This is a genomic window from Bogoriella caseilytica, from assembly GCF_003752405.1.
In the GTDB taxonomy this organism is placed as follows: Bacteria; Actinomycetota; Actinomycetes; order Actinomycetales; family Actinomycetaceae; genus Allobogoriella; species Allobogoriella caseilytica.
The window spans coordinates 2249633-2268654 of record NZ_RKHK01000001.1; the positions used below are offsets into that span (position 1 = coordinate 2249633).

Sequence of the window (19022 nt, forward strand, 5' to 3'; positions counted from 1 at the left end):
CCTGAACAACCATGTCGATCCTGCTCAACTCCGACTCCAAGGTCATCGTCCAGGGCATCACCGGCTCCATGGGCCGCGCCCACACGAACCGCATGCTCAATTCCGGCACCGCCATCGTCGGCGGCGTGAACCCCCGCAAAGCGGGCACCGAGGTGGACTTCGAGGTCACCCCGGTCGGCCCCGGGGCCGAGAACCGCTCCGGCGGCGCGGTCTCCGTGCCCGTCTTCGGCAGCGTCTCCGAGGCCAAGGACGCCACCGGCGCCGACGTCTCGGTGATCTTCGTGCCCCCGGCCTTCGCCAAGGCCGCGGTCATCGAGGCCGTCGACGCCGGTATCCCGTTGATCGTGATCATCACCGAGGGCATCCCGGTGGCCGACACCGCCGAGTTCTTCGCCTACGCACAGAGCAAGGGCGTGCGCCTCGTCGGCCCGAACTGCCCCGGCGTCATCACCCCCGGTCAGTCCAATGTGGGCATCACCCCCGCCGACATCACCGGCCCCGGCAAGATCGGGCTCGTCTCGAAGTCCGGCACGCTGACCTACCAGATGATGTACGAGCTCTCCGACATCGGCTTCTCCACCTGCATCGGCATCGGCGGTGACCCGATCATCGGGACCACCCACATCGATGCCCTGAAGCAGTTCCAGGACGACCCCGAGACCGAGCTCATCGTCATGATCGGTGAGATCGGTGGCGACGCCGAGGAGCGGGCTGCGGCCTTCATCTCCGAGCACGTCACCAAGCCGGTGGTGGGCTACGTCGCCGGCTTCACCGCACCCGAGGGCAAGACCATGGGCCACGCCGGCGCCATTGTCTCCGGCTCGGCGGGGACGGCCGAGGCCAAGAAGGTGGCCCTCGAAGCTGCTGGCGTGAAGGTGGGCAAGACGCCCTCGGAGACCGCCCGCATCGCTCGCTCCCTCCTGAGCTGACCTCACCGCTTTCCACAGGGAAACGGCGGGCCTGCGACCACCTCGCAGGTCCGCCGTTTCCCTGTGGTGTGCGCGGCACCATGAGACACGCCGCGCCTGCAGAGCGGATGGCGAGGGCGAGCGGCGGACTATGGGAGGCATGGCTACCTCCGCTCCCACGCGACCGCGCTCGTCGGCGGCCCGCGTGGTCGAGTCCGGAGCGGCTGCTCCGCCGACGGCCGGCCCCGACGCCCCTCAGCCTGGAGCCAGCCGATACGTTCCGACGGGCTGGCTCCGGGCAATCGTCGCTGGGATCGAAGCCGCCGTGCTCAGTTGGCTCGTCGTCGTCGCGCCCACCGTGGCCGCCTACGTCGCCACCGCGGCGGCTCCCGCCCTGGGTGAGGCTTCCTGGCAGCAGGCCGCGGCACTCGGTACCGAGGCCTGGCTCCTCGGCCACGGAGGCACCGCCTACCTCGGTGGTGAGATCGGTCTGACCGTCATGCCGCTCGGCATCACGCTGGTCAGCCTCGTGGTGAGTTACGCCTGCGCCCGGCGCATTCGGATCGCCGACCCCGCACTGGTGTTCTTCCTGGCTGCGGGTTTCGCTGCAGCCACGGCGCTGGCCCCCGCGCCAGGCGCCGGTGGCCGGCTCACCGCCGTGGCTGGGGCTGCCGCCGTCGCCGCGGTCGCAGCTGCGGTGGCCGTCCGGCGCTCCGGAGCGCTCGTGCGCGGCGGACTGACGTGGCCGGAGGCCGTGCCCGCCTGGATCGGCGCGGGTGCGCGCGCGGGTGGCTGGGCGCTTCTCGGCCTGGTGCTGGCCGCCTCAGCGGTGCTGGCTCTCGCGCTCGCCGCAGGTAGCGACCGCAGCGCCGCCATCCACCAGGGATACCTGCTCGACCCCTTCGACTCCGCCATGATGCTCATTGCCCAGGCCCCCCTGCTCGCCACCGGGGCGGTCTGGGCACTGGCCTGGGTCACCGGTGCCGGTTTCTCAGTGGGTTCGGGCACGCACTTCGCACCGGGCGTCGCCGAGGTGGCACCGCTGCCGGCTATCCCCGTACTGGGTGCCCTCCCGCAGCCCGGCAACCCCGGCCCCCTATGGCTGATGGCGCTGCCGGTGATTGCCGGAGTCGCGGCGGGAGTGCTCCTGCGGAGGCGTGGTCTCCCGCGTCTGGGGGAGGCGCTGGGCGCAGCCGCTGTGGGCGCGGCGTGCGTGGCGATGGTGGCCTCGGTGCTCAGCTGGATGGCCTCCGGCTCGGCCGGGCCGGGACGCCTGGCGGAGGTCGGTGCTCATCCTCCGGCCGTGGCGGGGATGGTGCTGGTCATGACCGGGCTGCCACTGATTCTCACGGTTCTGATCACGCACCCGCGCAGCCTGTTCGCGGCCGCTACGGGTCTCCGCCGGGCCTGGGGCTGGGCTCGCGATTCTGCCGGCGAACTCGTGAACCGGGTCAGGGGCGCACGGAGTCCATCAGCTCCTGCGTCCGGGTCTCGATCGCCTGCTCGAGGCGCGCCTGGCAAAGCTGAGTCGCCTGCTGAGTGATCGCGGAGGAACGGCATTCGGCGAAGTCCTGATAGGCCTCCCAGAACACCAGCTGGCCCGCAGAACTCAACGTCATGAACGCCGCCATGATCATCCCGATCAGTGTGGACAGGACGGGGAGCCCGCGTACTTTCGCCTTGCGGAGCCGCACGAGTGAGACCACGCCCAGCACCACGGTGGCTGCTGCGAGCACCGTCACCAGGATCGGCCAGGGCCACGGCGGAGCGAAGACCGCCAGCAGCACCACCACCAGCAGCGCCAGGGCGAAGAGCCGGGCCATGCTCAGTGCAGAGCGTTGCTCATCGGTCAGCGGCTTGCCGCGGCCCGGGCCAGAAGCGCCGGATCCGGAAGCGCCCGGGCCGGATCCGGAGCCGCGGGGCTCGCCGTTCTTCCCCGAGTTCTGCGGGTTCTGCTCCGCCGGTCGCTGGGGTTGCTGGGGCGACTGGGGTGGCGTGGGTGCAGACATGCTCACCATCATCCCCGATTCCAGCCCGGTAACCTCGCCGGGTGACCGTACAGACCTTCCGGCCCTCCAGCCCGGCCCGCCTCGTCGTCCTCATCTCCGGTACAGGCTCCAATCTTGCCGCTCTCCTCGAGGCCGCCGCCGATCCGGGCTACGGCGCACAGGTCGTGGCGGTCGGTGCCGATCGCCACAGCGCGACCGGGTTGGAGCACGCCCGGGCGGCCGGGAGCCCGGTCTTCGTCGAGCGGGTCGGGGACTACGCGGAGCGCTCCGCGTGGGATCGTGCGCTCGCGACGCAGGTAGCACAGTTCGAGCCTGATCTCGTGGTTTCTGCAGGCTTCATGAAGCTCCTCGGGCCCGCCTTCCTCACGGCCTTCGCGGGACGTACCGTGAACACCCACCCCGCACTCTCCCCAGCTTTCCCGGGCATGCACGGCCCCCGTGACGCGCTGGACTACGGCGTGAAGGTCACCGGGTGCACCCTCTTCGTGGTCGATGACGGCGTGGACACCGGCGCGATTCTCGACCAGCGCGCCGTCGAGGTTGCCGCAGACGACGACGTCGAGAGCCTGCACGAGCGCATCAAGATCGCCGAGCGGTCGATGCTGGTGGAGCAGGTCGGGCGAATGGCACGCGAAGGGTGGATCATCGACGGGCGCACGGTGCGCGTCGGGGGCTGATCGCCGGGAGAGCGGCCGACGCGCTCAACCGTCGCCGGGGTGTAGCGAGACGCCGTACATGCCCGGCCGCTCCAGGTGCAGATCCACCGAGCCCGCCGCCGTAAGGATCTCGTAGGTGCCCAGGAAGCCCTCGAACTGCACCTGGCCGGCGGTATCGGTGCGCAGCGTGGTCGGTGCCAGCCACCACTCCTCGGTGATGAGGCGCCGTAAGCGGTCATAGGCGGGCTTGGGGCTACCGTCCGCCCGCAGCAGGCCGCCGGGGGCGCCGAGCCACATGCCGCGGTCCGAGAGGCCCCAGTAGGTCATCGACTCCACCGCCGGGTGGGAGAACAGCGTGCGGTAGTGCTCCTCGATCTCGTCCGCTTGACGCTCCTCACCGTCGGGCGTGCTCGGCCAGTGCTCCACCTGCCAGTCGTTGAGGTCATCGATGTGGGCAGGCATGAGATCCCCGGAGAGGATCGTGGTCTCGGTGAAGTGGATGGGAATGTTGTAGCGGGAGAAGCGCTCCAGGATCTCCTCGGTGCGCTCGCGCCCCCAGGCCCCCTGATGCATGTGCGACTGCAGTCCGAGCCGGTCGATGCGGATCCCGGCTTCCAGGACCCCCTCGATGAGGCATTCGTACGCCGAGGACATGTCGAAGTCGTTCAGCAGCAAGGTGGCCTGCGGGTTGACTGAGCGCGCCTCCTCGAAGGCGAGGCGCACCATCTCGATCCGGCCCAGCTCCCGGGCGATGCGGGTGATGCCGTTCTCGACCTTGGTGTGCAGCGGCATGATGACCACTTCGTTGATCGCATCCCAGGTGTCGATGACCCCGGCGAAGTCCGCGACGTCGCGGCGGATCCGCTCGCGCTGCAAGCGCTCGATCTCCGCCGGCTCGTACTGCAGCAGCCAAGGGGCGCTGACGGTGTGCCACACCAGGGGGTGACCCTTGACCTCGGCACCGTGTTCCTGGAACCACCGGGCGGCACCGAGGAGTTCCTGGGTGTGTGGCAGCCCCTGCTCGGGTTCGAAGCGACCCCAGTAGAAGGGAAGGGTGGCGCGGTTGAACAGCGCGAGCCAGTGCTCGGCCAGAGCGGCGTCGGCGTCTGGGTCAGCCGAGACGCCGTTCGCGTGGTCGATGAGGTCGAAACCGATGCAGCCGAAACCGAAGTCGTGGGAGCGCTGGCGCACCGTGACCACCTGATCCGCCAGAGGTGCACCGTCGGGTCCGTGCACAGTCACGCTGGCGGTGGCGCGGCGGTGCGCCAGGTGCGGGTCGGGCTGGCGGCCAGGAGCGGGTGGGGTGAACAGGCTCACGGGTCGACACCTCCCAATGGTTGTGGTGAGCACCACTGTAGGGAATCGAAGCGCAGCAGCAGCTGCGGCGGGTGCGCACGCGGCAGGGGAGCGGTCTTCGACGGGGTGGCTCTCCCGTTTCCCGCCAGGGTCTAGGGTGTCCACGACTGATAATGATTATCGTTCATTATCGCAATGGAGAGGAACTCCCTGTGCAGATCGCACTACTCGCATGCCGGAGAGCTGGAGCGGCCATCCTTGTCGCACTGACTCTGGCCGCAGGCGCGCTGGTCATGGCTCCCATGGCCTCCGCCGTCGACGGGCCGGCGCCGGCCCCCTTCGACCCGCGCATCATTGCCGGCGTCCACACCGACGCCGTCTCCACATTCATGGACGACGGCGTGTTCACGCTCGCCTCGAAGGCCGATGTGCCGGAGGGTAACGGCACACGCTTCGCCGCAGACGACGTCGTCTTCCATCTCGAGGACGCCGCCAGCATCACCGTCCCGCCGGCCTTCGACTTCATCGCTCCGGCAGGATCGACCGCGTGGGTGGCGCCAGAGTCCAACCCCGGGGCCGGCAGGCTGTGGCCGGGATTCTCCACCGAATCCGTGGCGAGCGGAGCGATCGACGGGAACACCACGACTTTCGCCCTGACCAGCGTGCAGGGCCCGGGGGAGTTCGAACTGTTCACTGGGGGAGGCGTCAGTGCACCCCACCGGCTGTGGTCCTCGCAGGACGGCTTCACCGAGTTCGAGATCGGCCGCACGCACATGCACGCCAACTGGGCCTTCACTGAGCCGGGGACTTATCACCTCGGTGTGCGGGGTGCCGTCGAGGTGGACGGCGTCGAGCGCACCTCAGAGGCGACTTACACGTTCATCGTGGGCGACGTCGAGCCCGTGGTCACCACGACCTCGATCTCCTCGAGCGCTACCGCGATCGCCACCGGCGACAGCGTCACTCTCAATGGCACGGTCTCACCCGCCGTCGCGGGCTATCTCGAGTTCCGCGACGGGCAGACCGTGCTCGGGCACGAGGTCCTCGTCGACGGCGCCGCCAGCCTGGAGACCTCCGCGCTCGCCCTGGGGGAACGTCAGGTGACAGCTCGCTACGTTCCGGCTTCGACGCTCGAGGCTTCCCCGTCGATGTCGGACCCGATCACCATCCTCGTGACCGAGGGCGACGCCGAGGAGCCGTTCGGGATCTACGGTGAAGGCAGCTACGCCGCGGGCCAGACGATCGACCTGCGTGCCGGTGGCGTGACCCTCGGCGAGAACCAGAGCTACCGGTGGCTCGTGCAACAGCCCGGGAGCGACATCGGGCAGGTGGTCGGGGACTTCACCGGCCTCGAGCGCGTGACGCGCGATGCGACCACGGCCTGGGACGGAATCGAGGTCGCGGTCCAGGTACGCGAAGGACGCGCCACGCTCCACCAGTCGGCGTGGTTCCCCATCGAGGTCACCGGCTCCAACGTCGGTTCTGGTCTCCCGGTGGAACTCAGCGGCGTCTCCCCCTCGTACTACAGCGGTGACGTGGTGGAGATCGGGGTCTCCCACAGTGAGCCACCGGAGGCCGAGGGGCGCTGGGTGCAGCGATGGGCGGCGACCGGAGTGTCCTGGCTCCCGGCCAGCGGGCCGACGGCGCCCATCGGGCAGAACCCCTTCCAGTTCGATGCCTCGGGCCTGCGGAACCGCGAGCTGGCTTACGAGCTCGTCGATGAGAACGGCGAGATCGTGGGACGTTCGGCGGCTGTCAGCCCGTCGGTCACCGCGCGCGAGCTGCAGCTTTCCGGCCTGCAAGCGGTTTACCGTGCGGGAGACACGCTCACGGCGCAGTCGACTCTCTACCCCGCCCGCGAGGATGTGGCCTACCAGTGGCTGATCGATGGGGAGCCCATCGAGGAAGCGACGTCCGCCTCCATCGAACTTCCGGTGAGTGCGGACCTTCACGGCAGTGAGTTGCGACTGCAGGCGACGGGTGGGAGCAGCGGCTTCGCCATCGCGAGCGCCGTCCATGAGCTCCGCGTGAGCAACGCTGCACCCGGGGAACAGATCCTCTTCCTGGCGTCGCTGGCACACCACTATCACCAAGGCGACTCCATCCACCTGCAGGCCATTGCGGATCCGGCAGCCAGTGACACGGACGAGTACCGCTGGTACTGGAAGCGACCCGATCAGCTGGACTACGTGCCGCTCGACGGTGTCAGCGCGGCCACGCACGAGGTGGTGGCCGAGCAGGCGCTCGATGGCGCAGAGGTCTACGCAGAACTGGTGACAAGTGCGGGCGAGGTGCTGGCCGGCTCGGAGCCGGTCACCATCGACGTCGACGATCACGGAGCGCCGCCGGTGCAGACCGTGACCGTCTCGGCCCCCGAGGCCGTCCTCGTGGGCGAGCAGGTCGAGCTCACCGCCGTGGTGCAGCCGGGCTCGGTGCTCGATCGGTGGGAGTGGTACGTCCAGCTCGAGTCCGGCGAGGCCCCGCTGCTGATCGCCGACGAGCACACGGCCACCTGGAGCTTCGCAGCGAGCGCGGACCTCAACGGTGCTGAGGTCTTTGCCCGGCTCACGTTCGATGACGGCACGGTCTACGTCGAATCGGCGCCGGTGACTCTCGAGGTCGAGGAGCAAGATGCTCCCGACCCGACCGACCCGACCGACCCAACGGACCCGACCGACCCGACGGACCCGACGGACCCGGCCGATCCCACGGACCCGACGGACCCCACGGACCCGACCGACCCGACCGACCCGGCGGATCCGGCAGACCCGGCCGACCCGGCCGACCCGGCGGGTCCCTCAGACCCGGCCGACCCGACGGCACCCGGCCCGGGATCCGCCCAGTCGCCCGCTGCCGGGGCGTTGCCGAGCACTGGCGCCGAGCTCGGTGCGCTCGGTCTGCTGGCGCCGTTACTGGTTGCCGCCGGCGCAGCACTGCTGGTCCTCCGACGCCGTCAGGGTGGCACCGAGGTCCGCTAGTCGAGCGATCGTGGGGCGGGGTGCCGTGGTGCCCCGCCCCACGCCGTCGACCCACTAGACTGCTACCGGTCGTGACTGGCGAGGGTGGACGTAACCACCGGGGAGCGGCTGCAGGATCCCTTTGCACGCACCGCACGCCTGGGTGCCGGGACGACAGGCCCACGCCCGGGCCCACCGACCGCCCGCAACCCCAGGAGTCCTCGTGAACAGCCCCGACGGCCGCCTTCCGATCCGCCGAGCCCTCATCTCGGTCTACGACAAGTCCGGCCTGGAGCCACTCGTTCGTGCCCTGCACGAGGCGGGCGTGGAGCTGGTGTCCACCGGCGGCTCAGCCCGCCTGATCGCCGAGAGCGGACTGCCGGTCACCAAGGTCGAGGAGCTCACCGGCTTCCCGGAATGCCTCGATGGACGGGTCAAGACCCTGCACCCGCGGGTCCACGCCGGGATCCTGGCTGACCGGAGGCTGGACAGTCACGTGGACCAGCTCGCCGAACTCGGCGTGGAGCCCTTCGAGCTGGTGATTTCCAACCTCTACCCCTTCACCCAGACCGTGGCCTCGGGCGCGAGCCCGGACGAGTGCGTGGAGCAGATCGACATCGGCGGTCCCTCGATGGTGCGCGCGGCGGCGAAGAACCACCCCTCGGTGGCCATCGTGACCTCCCCGGAGCGCTATGACGACGTCTTGGCCGCGGTCACGGCCGGGGGCTTCACGCTCGCCGAGCGTCAGCAGCTCGCCGCTGAGGCCTTCGTGCACACGGCCACCTACGACGTCGCCGTCGCCTCGTGGATGAGCAATGTCCTCACCGACACCAGCGCGGGCAGTGGATTCCCCGCCTGGATCGGTGCCACCTGGGAGCGTGCTTCGGTGCTGCGTTACGGCGAGAATCCGCACCAGCCGGCCGCGCTCTACCGCTCCGGAGACGCCCGCCAGGGTTCAGGGTTGGCCGGCGCGGAGCAGCTGCACGGCAAGGAGATGAGCTTCAACAACTACGTGGACACCGATGCCGCGTACCGGGCGGCGTCGGACCACGCCGGGCCGGCCGTGGCGATCATCAAGCACGCCAATCCGTGCGGGGTGGCCACGGCCGAGTCGATCGCCGCGGCCCACGCGAAGGCTCATGCCTGTGACCCGGTGTCCGCCTTCGGGGGCGTGATCGCGGCGAACCGTCCCGTCACGGTGGAGATGGCCGAGCAGGTGGCCGGCGTGTTCACCGAGGTGGTCGTCGCCCCGGACTACGAGGACGGCGCCCTGGAAGTGCTCGCCCGGAAGAAGAACCTGCGCGTGCTGCGCGCCGAACCCGCCCAGGCGCGCGTGGAGACCAAGCAGATCAGCGGCGGCATGCTCGTGCAGCACACCGATGTGCTCGATGCTCCGGGCGACGACCCCGCCGGGTGGACGCTCGCCGCGGGGGAGGCCGCCTCCGAGGACCTGCTCGCCGACCTCGCCTTCGCCTGGCGGGCGGTGCGGGCGGCGAAGTCCAACGCGATCCTGCTCGCGCAGGACGGCGCCACGGTCGGTATCGGCATGGGGCAGGTCAACCGCGTGGACTCCTGCCGTCTGGCGGTCGAGCGCGCCAACACCCTCGGGGTGGAGGTCGCCTCCGACGTCGACGGCGCCGGTGGTGCGGAGAACGTCGATGGTGGGGGAGCCCCGCGCCGCAGCGCCGGTGCGGTCGCCGCCTCGGACGCCTTCTTCCCCTTCGCCGATGGCCTGCAGGTGCTGATCGACGCCGGCGTCCGCGCCGTGGTCCAGCCCGGAGGCTCGGTGCGCGACGAGGAGGTCGTGGCCGCGGCGAACGCTGCCGGCATCACCATGTACTTCACCGGCACCCGGCACTTCTTCCACTGAGGCCGGGCTCGGCCGGCTGGCTCGGTGGCTCGGTGGCTCGGTGGCCGGCCCGCTGACCCGAGAACTATGCACTCTCGGTCGTGACGAGCGACCGAGAGTGCATAGTTGTCCCTCGCTCAGGCGGCAGCTGAGAGTGCGATGCGGATCTGCCGCAGCACGTCCTTGGGCCGGTGCCGAAGCTGCTGCCAGGTGAATCGCAACACCGTATAGCCGGCGAGCGTGAGCAGATTCAGTCGCTCGCGATCGCGCTCGAAGTCGTGGTGGGCGCGCCCATCGACCTCGATAATGACCCGTTCCCGCTCGAAGACGACGTCGCCCCTGGCGATGATCCAGCCATCGACGACGATCGGATGGTTGGCGCGCCATCCGCTGAGGTTGGCGCTGTGGAGCAGTTGGTGCAGGAGCCGCTCCAGCGCGCTCAGTGCTCCTCTGGCCGTCTCGGCGACGATGCGGCGTAGCTGGGGCGCCCCGCGCTTTCGGGCTCGTGCCCTCGCCGCCTCCTTCAGAGCGTCGACGCTCATGAGATCGCGCGTGCGCACCCACGCCATCAGGCTCTCGGCTTCGTCATAGGGCAGCAGTGCCAGGCAATCGACGATGGTCCGGCGGCGATTCGTGACGGCGACCCCGGCGATCTGGCAGATCTCTGAGGGGTCCAGCTCGAAACTGTGTGGTGCCAGACGTCGGCCACGACGCCGGCCGGGAGCGATGCAGAGATGCGCGAGGCCATCGTCGCGCACGGGCAGGCGGTGGAGGAGTGCCGCGGTGCGGAAGCAGATGACCCCGGCCGGCCAGGTCAGGCTGGCGGCGATGGCCCGAAGCCGGGCCTCACGGTGGGCGTCGTCGCTGCGACCAAGGGGCAGGTCATGGTCCGCATAGCCGACGCCGGCAAGGTGGCGGAAGCGTCCAGTGCGGATGGCGTGGCGGACAGCCGACTCACTCCAGCCAGCCTGGTGTGCCATGCGTCGGGTGAAGACGCCATGCCTGGACACCTGGCGCAATGTCAGCTCGGCACAGGCGCGATCCTCGGGCGTCATGCCCACAGCCTCTACTCCAAGGGCAGTCTTCCGCTTTCGTTATCCACAGGCGCCACATCCGCTCGACCTGGCGGCGCGGCGCGGCCTGGTCGGCCAATCGCGCCTCGAGAGCCGGTGGAGACCCGTCGCGCCTCGAGAGTCGGCGCGGAAACTATGAACTCTCGGTCGTGCGTAGCGACGTTCGCTACATAATCCTCGGGGCTCGGGGCTCGGGGCTCGGGGCTCGGGGCTCGGGGCTCGGGGTTCAGAGGGCTCCTGGCCCGAGCACCGAAAAGGTCTTGACCGGGCCTCCTACGCTCACGGAATGACTGGTGAACCGCCCCTGATCCCGCTGCGGCTGCCGGAGCGCCTCCGTCCCACGCAGGACGCTCACGGCCTCGTCGGGCGAGTGGTACGGGTGGACCGCGGCCGCGCGCTGGCGATGGATGACTCCGGTCGCGCCGTGGAGATCCCCGGCAGTGCGTCAGCTGGCGCCGAGCTGTGCACCGGCGACTGGGTCACGTGGACCAGCGGCGAGGTCACCCGGCTCGAGCGAAGCTCGGTGATCGCACGCGCCAGCCGAGCGCGGGGCGAGGGGCAGACTGTCGCGGTCAACGTGGATGTCCTCTTCCTCGTGGTGCGGGCCGAGGAAGCTACCCGCGAGCGCCTGCTGCAGCGTTTGGCCGCGATCGGCTGGGATTCTGGTGCCCGCCCGGTCCTGGTCATCAGCGCGGCCGATCGTGCCACCGATGCCCGGCGCCGCGAGATTGAGCGCGTCGTGATCCGCAGCGCCCCGGGCGTGGAATGGGTGATGACCTCCGCCCTCAGCGGTGAGGGAATCGAGGAGCTGGCATCAATGCTGGGGCCCACCACCACCGCCGCGCTCCTGGGGCACTCGGGTGCGGGAAAGTCGACTCTGATCAACTCCATCGCCGGAGCGAACGTCCAACAGACCGGCGAGGTGCGTGCCCGCGATGTCAAGGGCCGACACACGACGACGAGTCGTGAGCTGATCGACCTGGGGGAGCGGGGCTACGTCATTGACACTCCCGGAGTACGCGAACTGGGCGTGCTGGACGGTCACAGCGTGGAGCGCACCTTCACCGATGTGGCGGCCCTCGCGCAGAGTTGCCGATTCTCGGACTGCCGCCACGAGAGCGAACCCGGCTGTGCGGTGCTCGCCGCCACGGAGAGCGGTGAGCTAGAGCCAGGGCGGCTCGATGACTATCAGCGACTGCGCCGCGAGGCCGACCATGCCGAGCGCAAGGCCGGCCCAGCACGCCGGGACAAGGGGCGGGAGTACAACCGCCTCTCACGCCAGTACCGCCGCGCTCGCGGGCATTGATGCTGGTGGGCGTCAGGACGTCGGCGCGAGGGTAACGGTGCACGGGTGCCGCCGCGAGGTCGCCAGTGCCCAGGCGCTCGACCGCGGTCGCCTGCGTGAGCGCGCCTGCACGAATACCCCGGGGGGTAAGCTGTGGAGGCACAAGAGTGCGCGCAACCCGGGCAGGACCGGCGGCGCGCCTCTCCCGTGATCCACCGGCCCCTCCCCGCGAACAGGAGTTCCCATGGCTACCAGCGATCTCGACGCACAGCGCCGCATCCTCAACCGCCTCCGCCGCGCGCGCGGCCAGCTCGATGCCGTCATCACGGCTGCTGAGTCCGGCCAATCCTGCCGCGCGGTGGTGACTCAGCTCGCCGCGGTCTCCTCCGCGTTGGACCGCGCGGGCTTCGCGATCGTCGCGACCGCGATGAAGGACTGCGTGGCGGATCCCGATGGGACGAGCGAACGCGAGAACTTGACGACTGACGAGCTCGAGAAGCTCTTCCTCACCCTGGCGTGAGCCGCTCGCGGCCGTGCCTACGCCGCCACCACCGCGGCGTCGCCCCAGACGCTGAGGTAACCCAGGGCGGCCGCCAGCAACAGGAGGAAGACCACGTCGAAGGCACGGCTGCGCGCGCAGGCGAGCAGCGACGTCGGGGTGGCGGCGCGCAGCACTGCTGCCCCCACCAAGGACAGCGCGAGTGCGGCCACGGCGTGCACCGGGCTGGAGAAGACGGCCAGCGCACACACGCCGGCCACCACGATCACGACCGCCACTCCGGCGCCGCGGCGGAAGACCACCCTGCTGCTCACGGCGTGAGGCTACCGTGGAACCATGCCCGACGACGTCGCTGCCGCCGCCGGCGGAGCCTCCCTCACCACGACTGGCACCGCCGACGCCCCGATCCTGCTGCCGCGTGGCCACGTCCTGATCCTTGGCGCCGGCCTGGCCGGGCTGCGCACGGCTGCGGAGCTACGCGAGCGCGGCTTTACCGGTCACCTCACCTTGGCCGGCGCGGAGCCGCTGGCACCGTACGATCGGCCGCCGCTGTCCAAGCACCTCTTCGACCGACCCGGTCCTAGCTATCTGTCCGCCGACGGCCTCGGTGATCTGGATTCCCTCGCCGATGAGGTCCTACTCGGCCACCGGGCCACCGCACTCCGCCCGGGAGAGGCTAAGGCTGAGGTCGAGCTGACGGGGCCTTCCGGCACGCGCATCCTGCGCGCCGACGTCGTGGTCCTGGCCCTGGGGGCCCACGCGATCAACCCCTGGCCCGAGACCGCCTTGACCCTGCACTCCGCCGAGGATGCCGCACGGCTCCGCGATGGCCTGGGCGACGGCGGGCGCCTGGTGGTGGTCGGTGCGGGATGGATCGGCGCCGAGGTGGCCGGTCAGGCGGCGAGCCGAGGGTGCGAGGTCACAGTCCTCGAAGCCGGACCGGCGCCCCTGGCACGCCAGCTCGGTGCTCCGGTGGGCCAGCGCACCGTGCCCTGGTACGCCGGGGCGGGCGTCGATCTGCGCCTGGCTACCGCAGTGCGGGAGGTGAGGGCGCCGGACGGGACCCGGCCGAGCATGCAGAAAGGCTCGGGAAGCAGGCAGATCCTCTCCGACGCCGGGTCCCTCGATGCCGACGTGGTGCTCGCCGCCATGGGGGTGCGCCCGGCCACCGAGTGGCTCGAAGACGTGCTTCCGCTGACCCACCGCGCGCTCCCCGTCGACGCTGCGGGCCGGATTACCGGTGGCCCGGCGTCGGTCCGGGCAGTGGGCGACTGCGTGGTGACCAGCACCCCGGAGTTCGGGGTGATACCGGGCGGGCATTGGGATCAGGCCCTGACCCGGCCGGCCGGCCTGGCGGCCGGACTGCTGGGGCAGGAGGTCCCCGCCGTGGCCGCGCCGTACGTCTTCTCCACCCAGTTCGGTCACGAGCTCGCGATGGTGGGCCAGCCTGGCCCGGCGGCACGCCTGCTCGATCGCGGCTGGAGCGAAGACAGCGATACTGGCGCGGGCTGGACCGCCCTGTACGTCGACGGCCCAGCCGAGGCACCCCGGCTGCTGGCGGGATTCACCGCGGGCCGCCCCCGCGACGTCGGGGCGTTGCGCCGTCTGCTTGCCGGCGGCGCCCGCCCCGTGCTCGACCCGGAGCTGGCCGCAGACCCGGAGGTGGCGCTGAAGAAGACGATCCGCACGCCTCGATGAGGTCTGTCCCCCGCAGAACCGATATCTTGATATCGAAAGAAATCTCGACCCGACGAACGGATGCGTCCAGTGCCCAAGATCATCTACACCCTCACTGATGAGGCGCCGATGCTGGCGACCCACTCCCTCTTGCCGATCGTCGAGGCCTATGCCGCCCCGGCCGGCGTCGAGGTCGAGACGCGGGACATCTCGCTGGCCGGGCGCGTGATCGCGGTCTTCCCGGACTACCTCACCGAGGACCAGCGCATCGGCGACCACCTCGCCGAACTCGGGGAACTGGCCAAGACCCCTGAGGCCAACATCATCAAGCTGCCCAACATCTCCGCCTCGGTCCCGCAGCTCAAGGCGGCCGTCGCCGAGCTGCAGGCGCAGGGATACGCCCTGCCGGACTATCCGGATGAGCCCCGCACGGACGCCGAGCGTGAGATCCGCGCCCGCTACGACCGCGTCAAGGGCTCGGCCGTGAACCCGGTGCTCCGCGAGGGCAACTCCGACCGCCGTGCCCCGGCCTCGGTCAAGGCCTATGCGCGCACCAACCCCCACCGCATGGGGGAGTGGAGCGCCGAGTCCAAGACGGCAGTGGCCACGATGGGTGCGGACGACTTCCGGTCGAACGAGAAGTCGGTGATCATCGAGGCCGAGGACACGCTGCGGATCGAGCACGTCGCCGCCGACGGCCAGGTCACCACGCTGAAGGACTCCCTGCCCGTGCAGGCCGGTGAGGTCATCGACGCCACGGTCATGCGCGCCGAGGCGCTGTCCGCCTTCCTCACCGAGCAGGTGGCCCGCGCCAAGCGGGAGAACATCCTGTTCTCCCTGCACATGAAGGCCACCATGATGAAGGTGGCCGACCCGATCATCTTCGGTCACGCGGTACGCGCCTTCTTCCCCGACGTCTTCGCCCAGTTCGGCGAGCAGCTCCAGGCCGCGGGCCTGGAGCCCGACAACGGCCTGGGTGGGATCCTCTCCGGCATCGATGCCCTCGAGCCGAGCACCCGTGACGCGGTGAAGGAAGCCATCGACGCCGGCCTGGCCGACGGCCCGCGGATGTACATGGTCGATGACCGCAAGGGCATCACCAACCTGCACGTGCCCTCCGACGTCATCGTCGACGCCTCGATGCCGGCCCTGATCCGCAACGGCGGCAAGGGCTGGGGCCCCAGCGGCGAGGAGGACGACACCCTCGCGGTCATCCCGGACTCCTCTTACGCCGGTGTCTACCAGGCCGTGATCGAGGACTGCCGCGCCCACGGCGCCCTGGACCCGACCACTATGGGTTCTGTGCCCAATGTGGGCCTGATGGCGCAGAAGGCCGAGGAGTACGGCTCCCACGACAAGACCTTCGAGATCGAGACGGCCGGCACCGTGCGGATCGTGGACTCCAGCGGCGCCACGCTGATCGAGCACGAGGTGGCCCCGGGCGACATCTGGCGCGCCTGCCAGACCAAGGACGTTCCGATCCGCGACTGGGTGAAGCTCGCCGTCACCCGGGCCCGCGCCAGTGGCGCACCGGCCGTCTTCTGGCTGGATCGCGAGCGCGCGCACGACGCGAACCTCATCACCAAGGTCGAGGCCTACCTGCCTGAGCACGACACTGAGGGCCTGGAGATCAAGATCCTCAACCCGGTCGAGGCCACCACCTACTCCCTGGAGCGACTGCGCCGCGGCGAGGACACCATCTCGGTCACCGGCAACGTGCTGCGCGACTACCTCACCGACCTCTTCCCCATCCTTGAGGTGGGCACCTCCGCCAAGATGCTCTCCATCGTTCCCCTCATCAACGGTGGCGGGCTCTTCGAGACCGGAGCCGGCGGCTCGGCGCCCAAGCACGTGCAGCAGCTGGTGGCGGAGAACTACCTGCGCTGGGACTCCCTCGGTGAGTTTTTCGCCCTGGTGCCCTCGCTGGAGAAGTACGCCGAGCAGGCCAGCACCCCGAAGGCTGCGGTGCTCGCTGGCGCCCTGGATCGCGCCACGGCCACCTTCCTGATGGAGAACCGCTCCCCGGGCCGCAAGCTCGGCACTATCGACAACCGCGGCTCGCACTTCTACCTCGCCATGTACTGGGCGCAGGAGCTCGCCCAGCAGACCGAGGACGCCGATCTCGCTGCCGTCTTCGCCCCCGTGGCGGAGCAGCTCACCGAGAAGGAGGAGACGATCGTCGCTGAGCTGGAGGCCGTGCAGGGCCAGCCGGCGGACATCGGCGGCTACTTCCGCCCCGACGCCGCGAAGGCCACGGCCGTCATGCGCCCCTCGGCCACCCTGAACGCTGTCCTCGAGACCCTGTCCTGACCGTCCATCGGCCGGCCGTAACCGACGCGGCCGGCCGACCTCTCCACAAGGAGTGCTGCCTGATATGACCGTCAACGTCACCGTGACCGGCGCCGCCGGACAGATCGGTTACGCCCTGCTCTTCCGGATCGCCTCCGGACAGATGCTCGGCGCCGACACCAAGGTGCGCCTGAAGCTGCTCGAGATCCCTCAGGGCGTCAAGGCCGCCGAGGGCACCGCCATGGAGCTCGACGACTGTGCCTTCCCGCTGCTCGAGGGCATCGACATCTACGACAACCCCGCCGAGGGCTTCGAGGGCGCCAATGTGGCGCTGCTGGTCGGCGCACGCCCGCGCACCAAGGGCATGGAGCGCGGCGATCTACTCGAGGCCAACGGCGGGATCTTCGGCCCCCAGGGCGAGGCGCTGAACGCGGGCGCCGCCGACGACGTGCGTGTGCTGGTGGTGGGCAACCCCGCTAACACCAACGCCCTGATCGCCCAGCAGCACGCGCCCGACATCCCAGCAGAGCGCTTCACGGCGATGACCCGCCTGGACCACAACCGGGCGCTCGCGCAGCTGAGCACCAAGACCGGCGCGCCGGTCAGTGCGATCAAGAACCTCACCATCTGGGGCAACCACTCCGCCACCCAGTACCCGGACCTCTTCCATGCGAGCGTGGCCGGCAAACCGGCCGCCGATCTGGTGGAGCAGTCGTGGCTGGAGGGGGACTTCATCCCCACCGTGGCCAAGCGAGGCGCCGCCATCATCGAAGCCCGCGGCGCCTCCTCGGCGGCCTCCGCAGCCAATGCCGCGGTCGACCACGTCCATGACTGGGTGCTGGGCACCTCGGCGGATTCGTGGACCTCGGCCGCGATTCCCTCGGACGGCTCCTACGGCGTGCCCGAGGGCCTCATCTCCTCGTTCCCGGTGCGTTCCTCCGGTGGCGCCTGGGAGATCGTCCAAGGCCTGGAGATCAACGAGTTCTCCCGCGCCAAGATCGACGCCTCCGTGGCCGAGCTCACCGAAGAGCGCGACGCCGTGGCCAAGCTGGGCTTGATCGGAAGCTAAGCCCGGCCGGGGCTGCCGCTACCTCGCGGCTCTCGCCGCATCAGCATTGGTGGGGTCACCGTCGTCATCTGCGGCGGTGGCCCCACTGCTCTTGTCACCGTGCTCGTCCGCCCGCACCGCGCCGGTGACGATGTTCAGGGCCTCGACAAACTCGCGGCCACGGCCTTCCCGGCCCGCAGCGCGCGCGGCCACGGTGGGCTCGTGGAGCACCTTCGCGGCCAGTCGGCGCAAGGCCTGGGTGACCTGGGCGGCGTCCACGACCCCGGAGGACGGCAGCTTCGAGAGCTCTTCTTCCAGTGCGGTGCCCACGTACTCACGCATGGCGATGACGACGTCGTCCATGGCGCGTTCGGCCCGGCGGCCGAGGAAGCCGTCGACCTCTTCGGTGACGATCTCCTGGGCGCGGTGCACCTGACCGTCGGTGGCCGCCGGCGCGTGCCGGCGAACAATGCTCAGGTCGAGCAGGATGATGCCGGGGAGGTCTGCGACCGCAGGGTCGACATCCCTGCGCAGGGCGAGGTCCACGATCACCAGCGGGGAGGCGGTGGCGCCGCGCAAAGCCAGGGCGGCGGTGGCCGTGGGGAGGTCGACCACGGGGGAGCCGGTGCCGCGGCAGGAGACCACGAGATCGGCGCCGGCCAGGGCGCTGACCAGCCCTGCGACGGGAACAGCGTCGATGCCCTGCTTGGCGGCGAACTGTGCGGCGCGATCTGAGGAGGACCAGGCGGCGATGTCGGCGCAGGACCGGCGGCGCAGTGCGGCCACGGTGGCGCCGGCATAGGCGCCGGTGCCGAGGACCAGGGCGCGCGCATGCGCCCAGGAGCCGCTGGGCACGTGCGGGCCGTCCTCGTCGGACCAGACAGTGGCGGTGCGCGGGCATCCGGCATGCGCGGCGCGGGCCGAGGCGACGTCGAGCGCCACCGACACCACGGAGCGCCCGGCGGCGGCGAGATCGGTCTCGACCGCGATGCGGCGCGAGGCGCGTGAGGCCCGCTGGAAGACGTCTTCGAGCAAGGGAGAGGTGGTGCCGTTACTGCGTGCCGACTGGAGCGCTCGGCGCAGCTGTCCGGCGATCTCGCGCTCGCCCACGACCATCGAGTCCAGGCCGGCGGCCACCTCGAAGACGCGTTGTACGACGTCCTCTCCCACGGCGTGGTGCGTCAGTTCGCCCACCTGTTCGGGCGCCATGCCGGAACCTTGCGCCAGCGCCTCGCGTGCGGCAGCCAGGGCTCCCTGCGCGCAGTGGGCGTCGAGGTAGACCTCCACGCGGTTGCAGGTGGAGAGGATGACGACGCCCTCCACGCTGGGATGGCTCGCGAGGTGGGTTCCCACGGCGTCTGCGCCCACGGAAAGCCGGTTCAGGGTGGGAAGCGGGACCTCGTGGTGGTCGGCTGCGAGAATTGCTAGCGGCACCCTGGCAGGTTAGCTCGGGCGCGCATCTTTGACACAATGCTT

At 70.2% G+C, this 19022-nt stretch carries 15 protein-coding genes and 1 riboswitch; of the genes, 10 read left to right on the forward strand and 5 right to left on the reverse strand.

Annotated features, from left to right (window positions below; genetic code table 11):
- Positions 1-11 precede the first annotated feature (11 nt).
- Together sucD and EDD31_RS10080 are read left to right on the forward strand one after the other, a co-directional pair.
- Positions 12-929: a succinate--CoA ligase subunit alpha gene (sucD, locus tag EDD31_RS10075; protein WP_123304034.1), complete on the forward strand. Its 918-nt coding sequence runs from the start codon at positions 12-14 to the stop codon at positions 927-929.
- Positions 930-1068: 139 nt separating this feature from the next.
- Positions 1069-2451, forward strand: coding sequence for a cell division protein PerM (locus EDD31_RS10080; RefSeq protein WP_148058925.1), 1383 nt, complete (start codon positions 1069-1071; stop codon positions 2449-2451).
- On the opposite strand, the gene EDD31_RS10085 is transcribed toward EDD31_RS10080, so the two are convergent.
- Positions 2360-2917 carry a hypothetical protein gene (locus tag EDD31_RS10085; protein WP_148058926.1) on the reverse strand — a complete coding sequence of 186 codons (558 nt, stop codon included), beginning with the start codon at positions 2915-2917 and terminating at the stop codon, positions 2360-2362. The two genes, EDD31_RS10080 and EDD31_RS10085, sit on opposite strands and share 92 nt — an antisense overlap.
- Positions 2918-2958: 41 nt before the next feature.
- Here EDD31_RS10085 and purN point away from each other — a divergent pair, with 41 nt between their 5' ends.
- On the forward strand, positions 2959-3594 hold the full coding sequence (gene purN / locus EDD31_RS10090) for a phosphoribosylglycinamide formyltransferase (RefSeq protein ID WP_123304037.1): 636 nt from the start codon (positions 2959-2961) through the stop codon (positions 3592-3594).
- Between the two features lie 24 nt (positions 3595-3618).
- Here purN and EDD31_RS10095 read toward each other — a convergent pair whose 3' ends face one another.
- Positions 3619-4890 carry an endo-1,4-beta-xylanase gene (locus EDD31_RS10095; protein WP_170163267.1) on the reverse strand — a complete coding sequence of 424 codons (1272 nt, stop codon included), beginning with the start codon at positions 4888-4890 and terminating at the stop codon, positions 3619-3621.
- A gap of 191 nt (positions 4891-5081) precedes the next feature.
- Here EDD31_RS10095 and EDD31_RS10100 point away from each other — a divergent pair, with 191 nt between their 5' ends.
- A complete protein-coding gene (locus EDD31_RS10100; protein ID WP_170163268.1) occupies positions 5082-7847 on the forward strand; it encodes a choice-of-anchor M domain-containing protein in 2766 nt (921 codons plus the stop codon).
- Between the two features lie 61 nt (positions 7848-7908).
- Positions 7909-7998: riboswitch (ZMP/ZTP riboswitch) on the forward strand.
- A 51-nt stretch (positions 7999-8049) separates the two neighbouring features.
- On the forward strand, positions 8050-9696 hold the full coding sequence (purH, locus tag EDD31_RS10105) for a bifunctional phosphoribosylaminoimidazolecarboxamide formyltransferase/IMP cyclohydrolase (protein WP_123304039.1): 1647 nt from the start codon (positions 8050-8052) through the stop codon (positions 9694-9696).
- A 116-nt stretch (positions 9697-9812) separates the two neighbouring features.
- Here the strand turns inward: purH and EDD31_RS10110 are convergent, their stop codons facing one another.
- Positions 9813-10730: a DUF559 domain-containing protein gene (locus EDD31_RS10110; RefSeq protein WP_123304040.1), complete on the reverse strand. Its 918-nt coding sequence runs from the start codon at positions 10728-10730 to the stop codon at positions 9813-9815.
- Between the two features lie 304 nt (positions 10731-11034).
- On the opposite strand from EDD31_RS10110, the gene rsgA reads away from it, so the two are divergent.
- Both rsgA and EDD31_RS10120 read left to right on the forward strand, forming a co-directional pair.
- Entirely contained in the window at positions 11035-12054 is a 1020-nt protein-coding gene (rsgA, locus tag EDD31_RS10115) for a ribosome small subunit-dependent GTPase A (protein WP_123304041.1), read from the forward strand.
- Positions 12055-12277: 223 nt separating this feature from the next.
- Positions 12278-12553 (forward strand): metal-sensitive transcriptional regulator, encoded by a 276-nt coding sequence (locus EDD31_RS10120; RefSeq protein ID WP_123304042.1) that lies wholly within the window; start codon positions 12278-12280, stop codon positions 12551-12553.
- Between the two features lie 17 nt (positions 12554-12570).
- On the opposite strand, the gene EDD31_RS10125 is transcribed toward EDD31_RS10120, so the two are convergent.
- Entirely contained in the window at positions 12571-12846 is a 276-nt protein-coding gene (locus EDD31_RS10125; RefSeq protein WP_123304043.1) for a DUF3017 domain-containing protein, read from the reverse strand.
- 22 nt (positions 12847-12868) lie between these two features.
- Between EDD31_RS10125 and EDD31_RS10130 the strand changes: the two genes are divergently transcribed.
- The 3 genes from EDD31_RS10130 (at position 12869) to EDD31_RS10140 (ending at position 17567) form a co-directional block, all read left to right on the forward strand.
- A complete protein-coding gene (locus EDD31_RS10130) occupies positions 12869-14230 on the forward strand; it encodes an NAD(P)/FAD-dependent oxidoreductase (protein WP_245991123.1) in 1362 nt (453 codons plus the stop codon).
- A 60-nt stretch (positions 14231-14290) separates the two neighbouring features.
- A complete protein-coding gene (locus EDD31_RS10135; RefSeq protein WP_123304044.1) occupies positions 14291-16519 on the forward strand; it encodes an NADP-dependent isocitrate dehydrogenase in 2229 nt (742 codons plus the stop codon).
- Positions 16520-16583: 64 nt separating this feature from the next.
- Positions 16584-17567, forward strand: a complete 984-nt coding sequence (locus EDD31_RS10140) for a malate dehydrogenase (protein ID WP_123304045.1) — start codon at positions 16584-16586, stop codon at positions 17565-17567.
- Positions 17568-17585: 18 nt separating this feature from the next.
- Here the strand turns inward: EDD31_RS10140 and EDD31_RS10145 are convergent, their stop codons facing one another.
- A complete protein-coding gene (locus EDD31_RS10145) occupies positions 17586-18980 on the reverse strand; it encodes a glutamyl-tRNA reductase (RefSeq protein ID WP_123304046.1) in 1395 nt (464 codons plus the stop codon).
- Between the last annotated feature and the right edge of the window lie 42 nt (positions 18981-19022).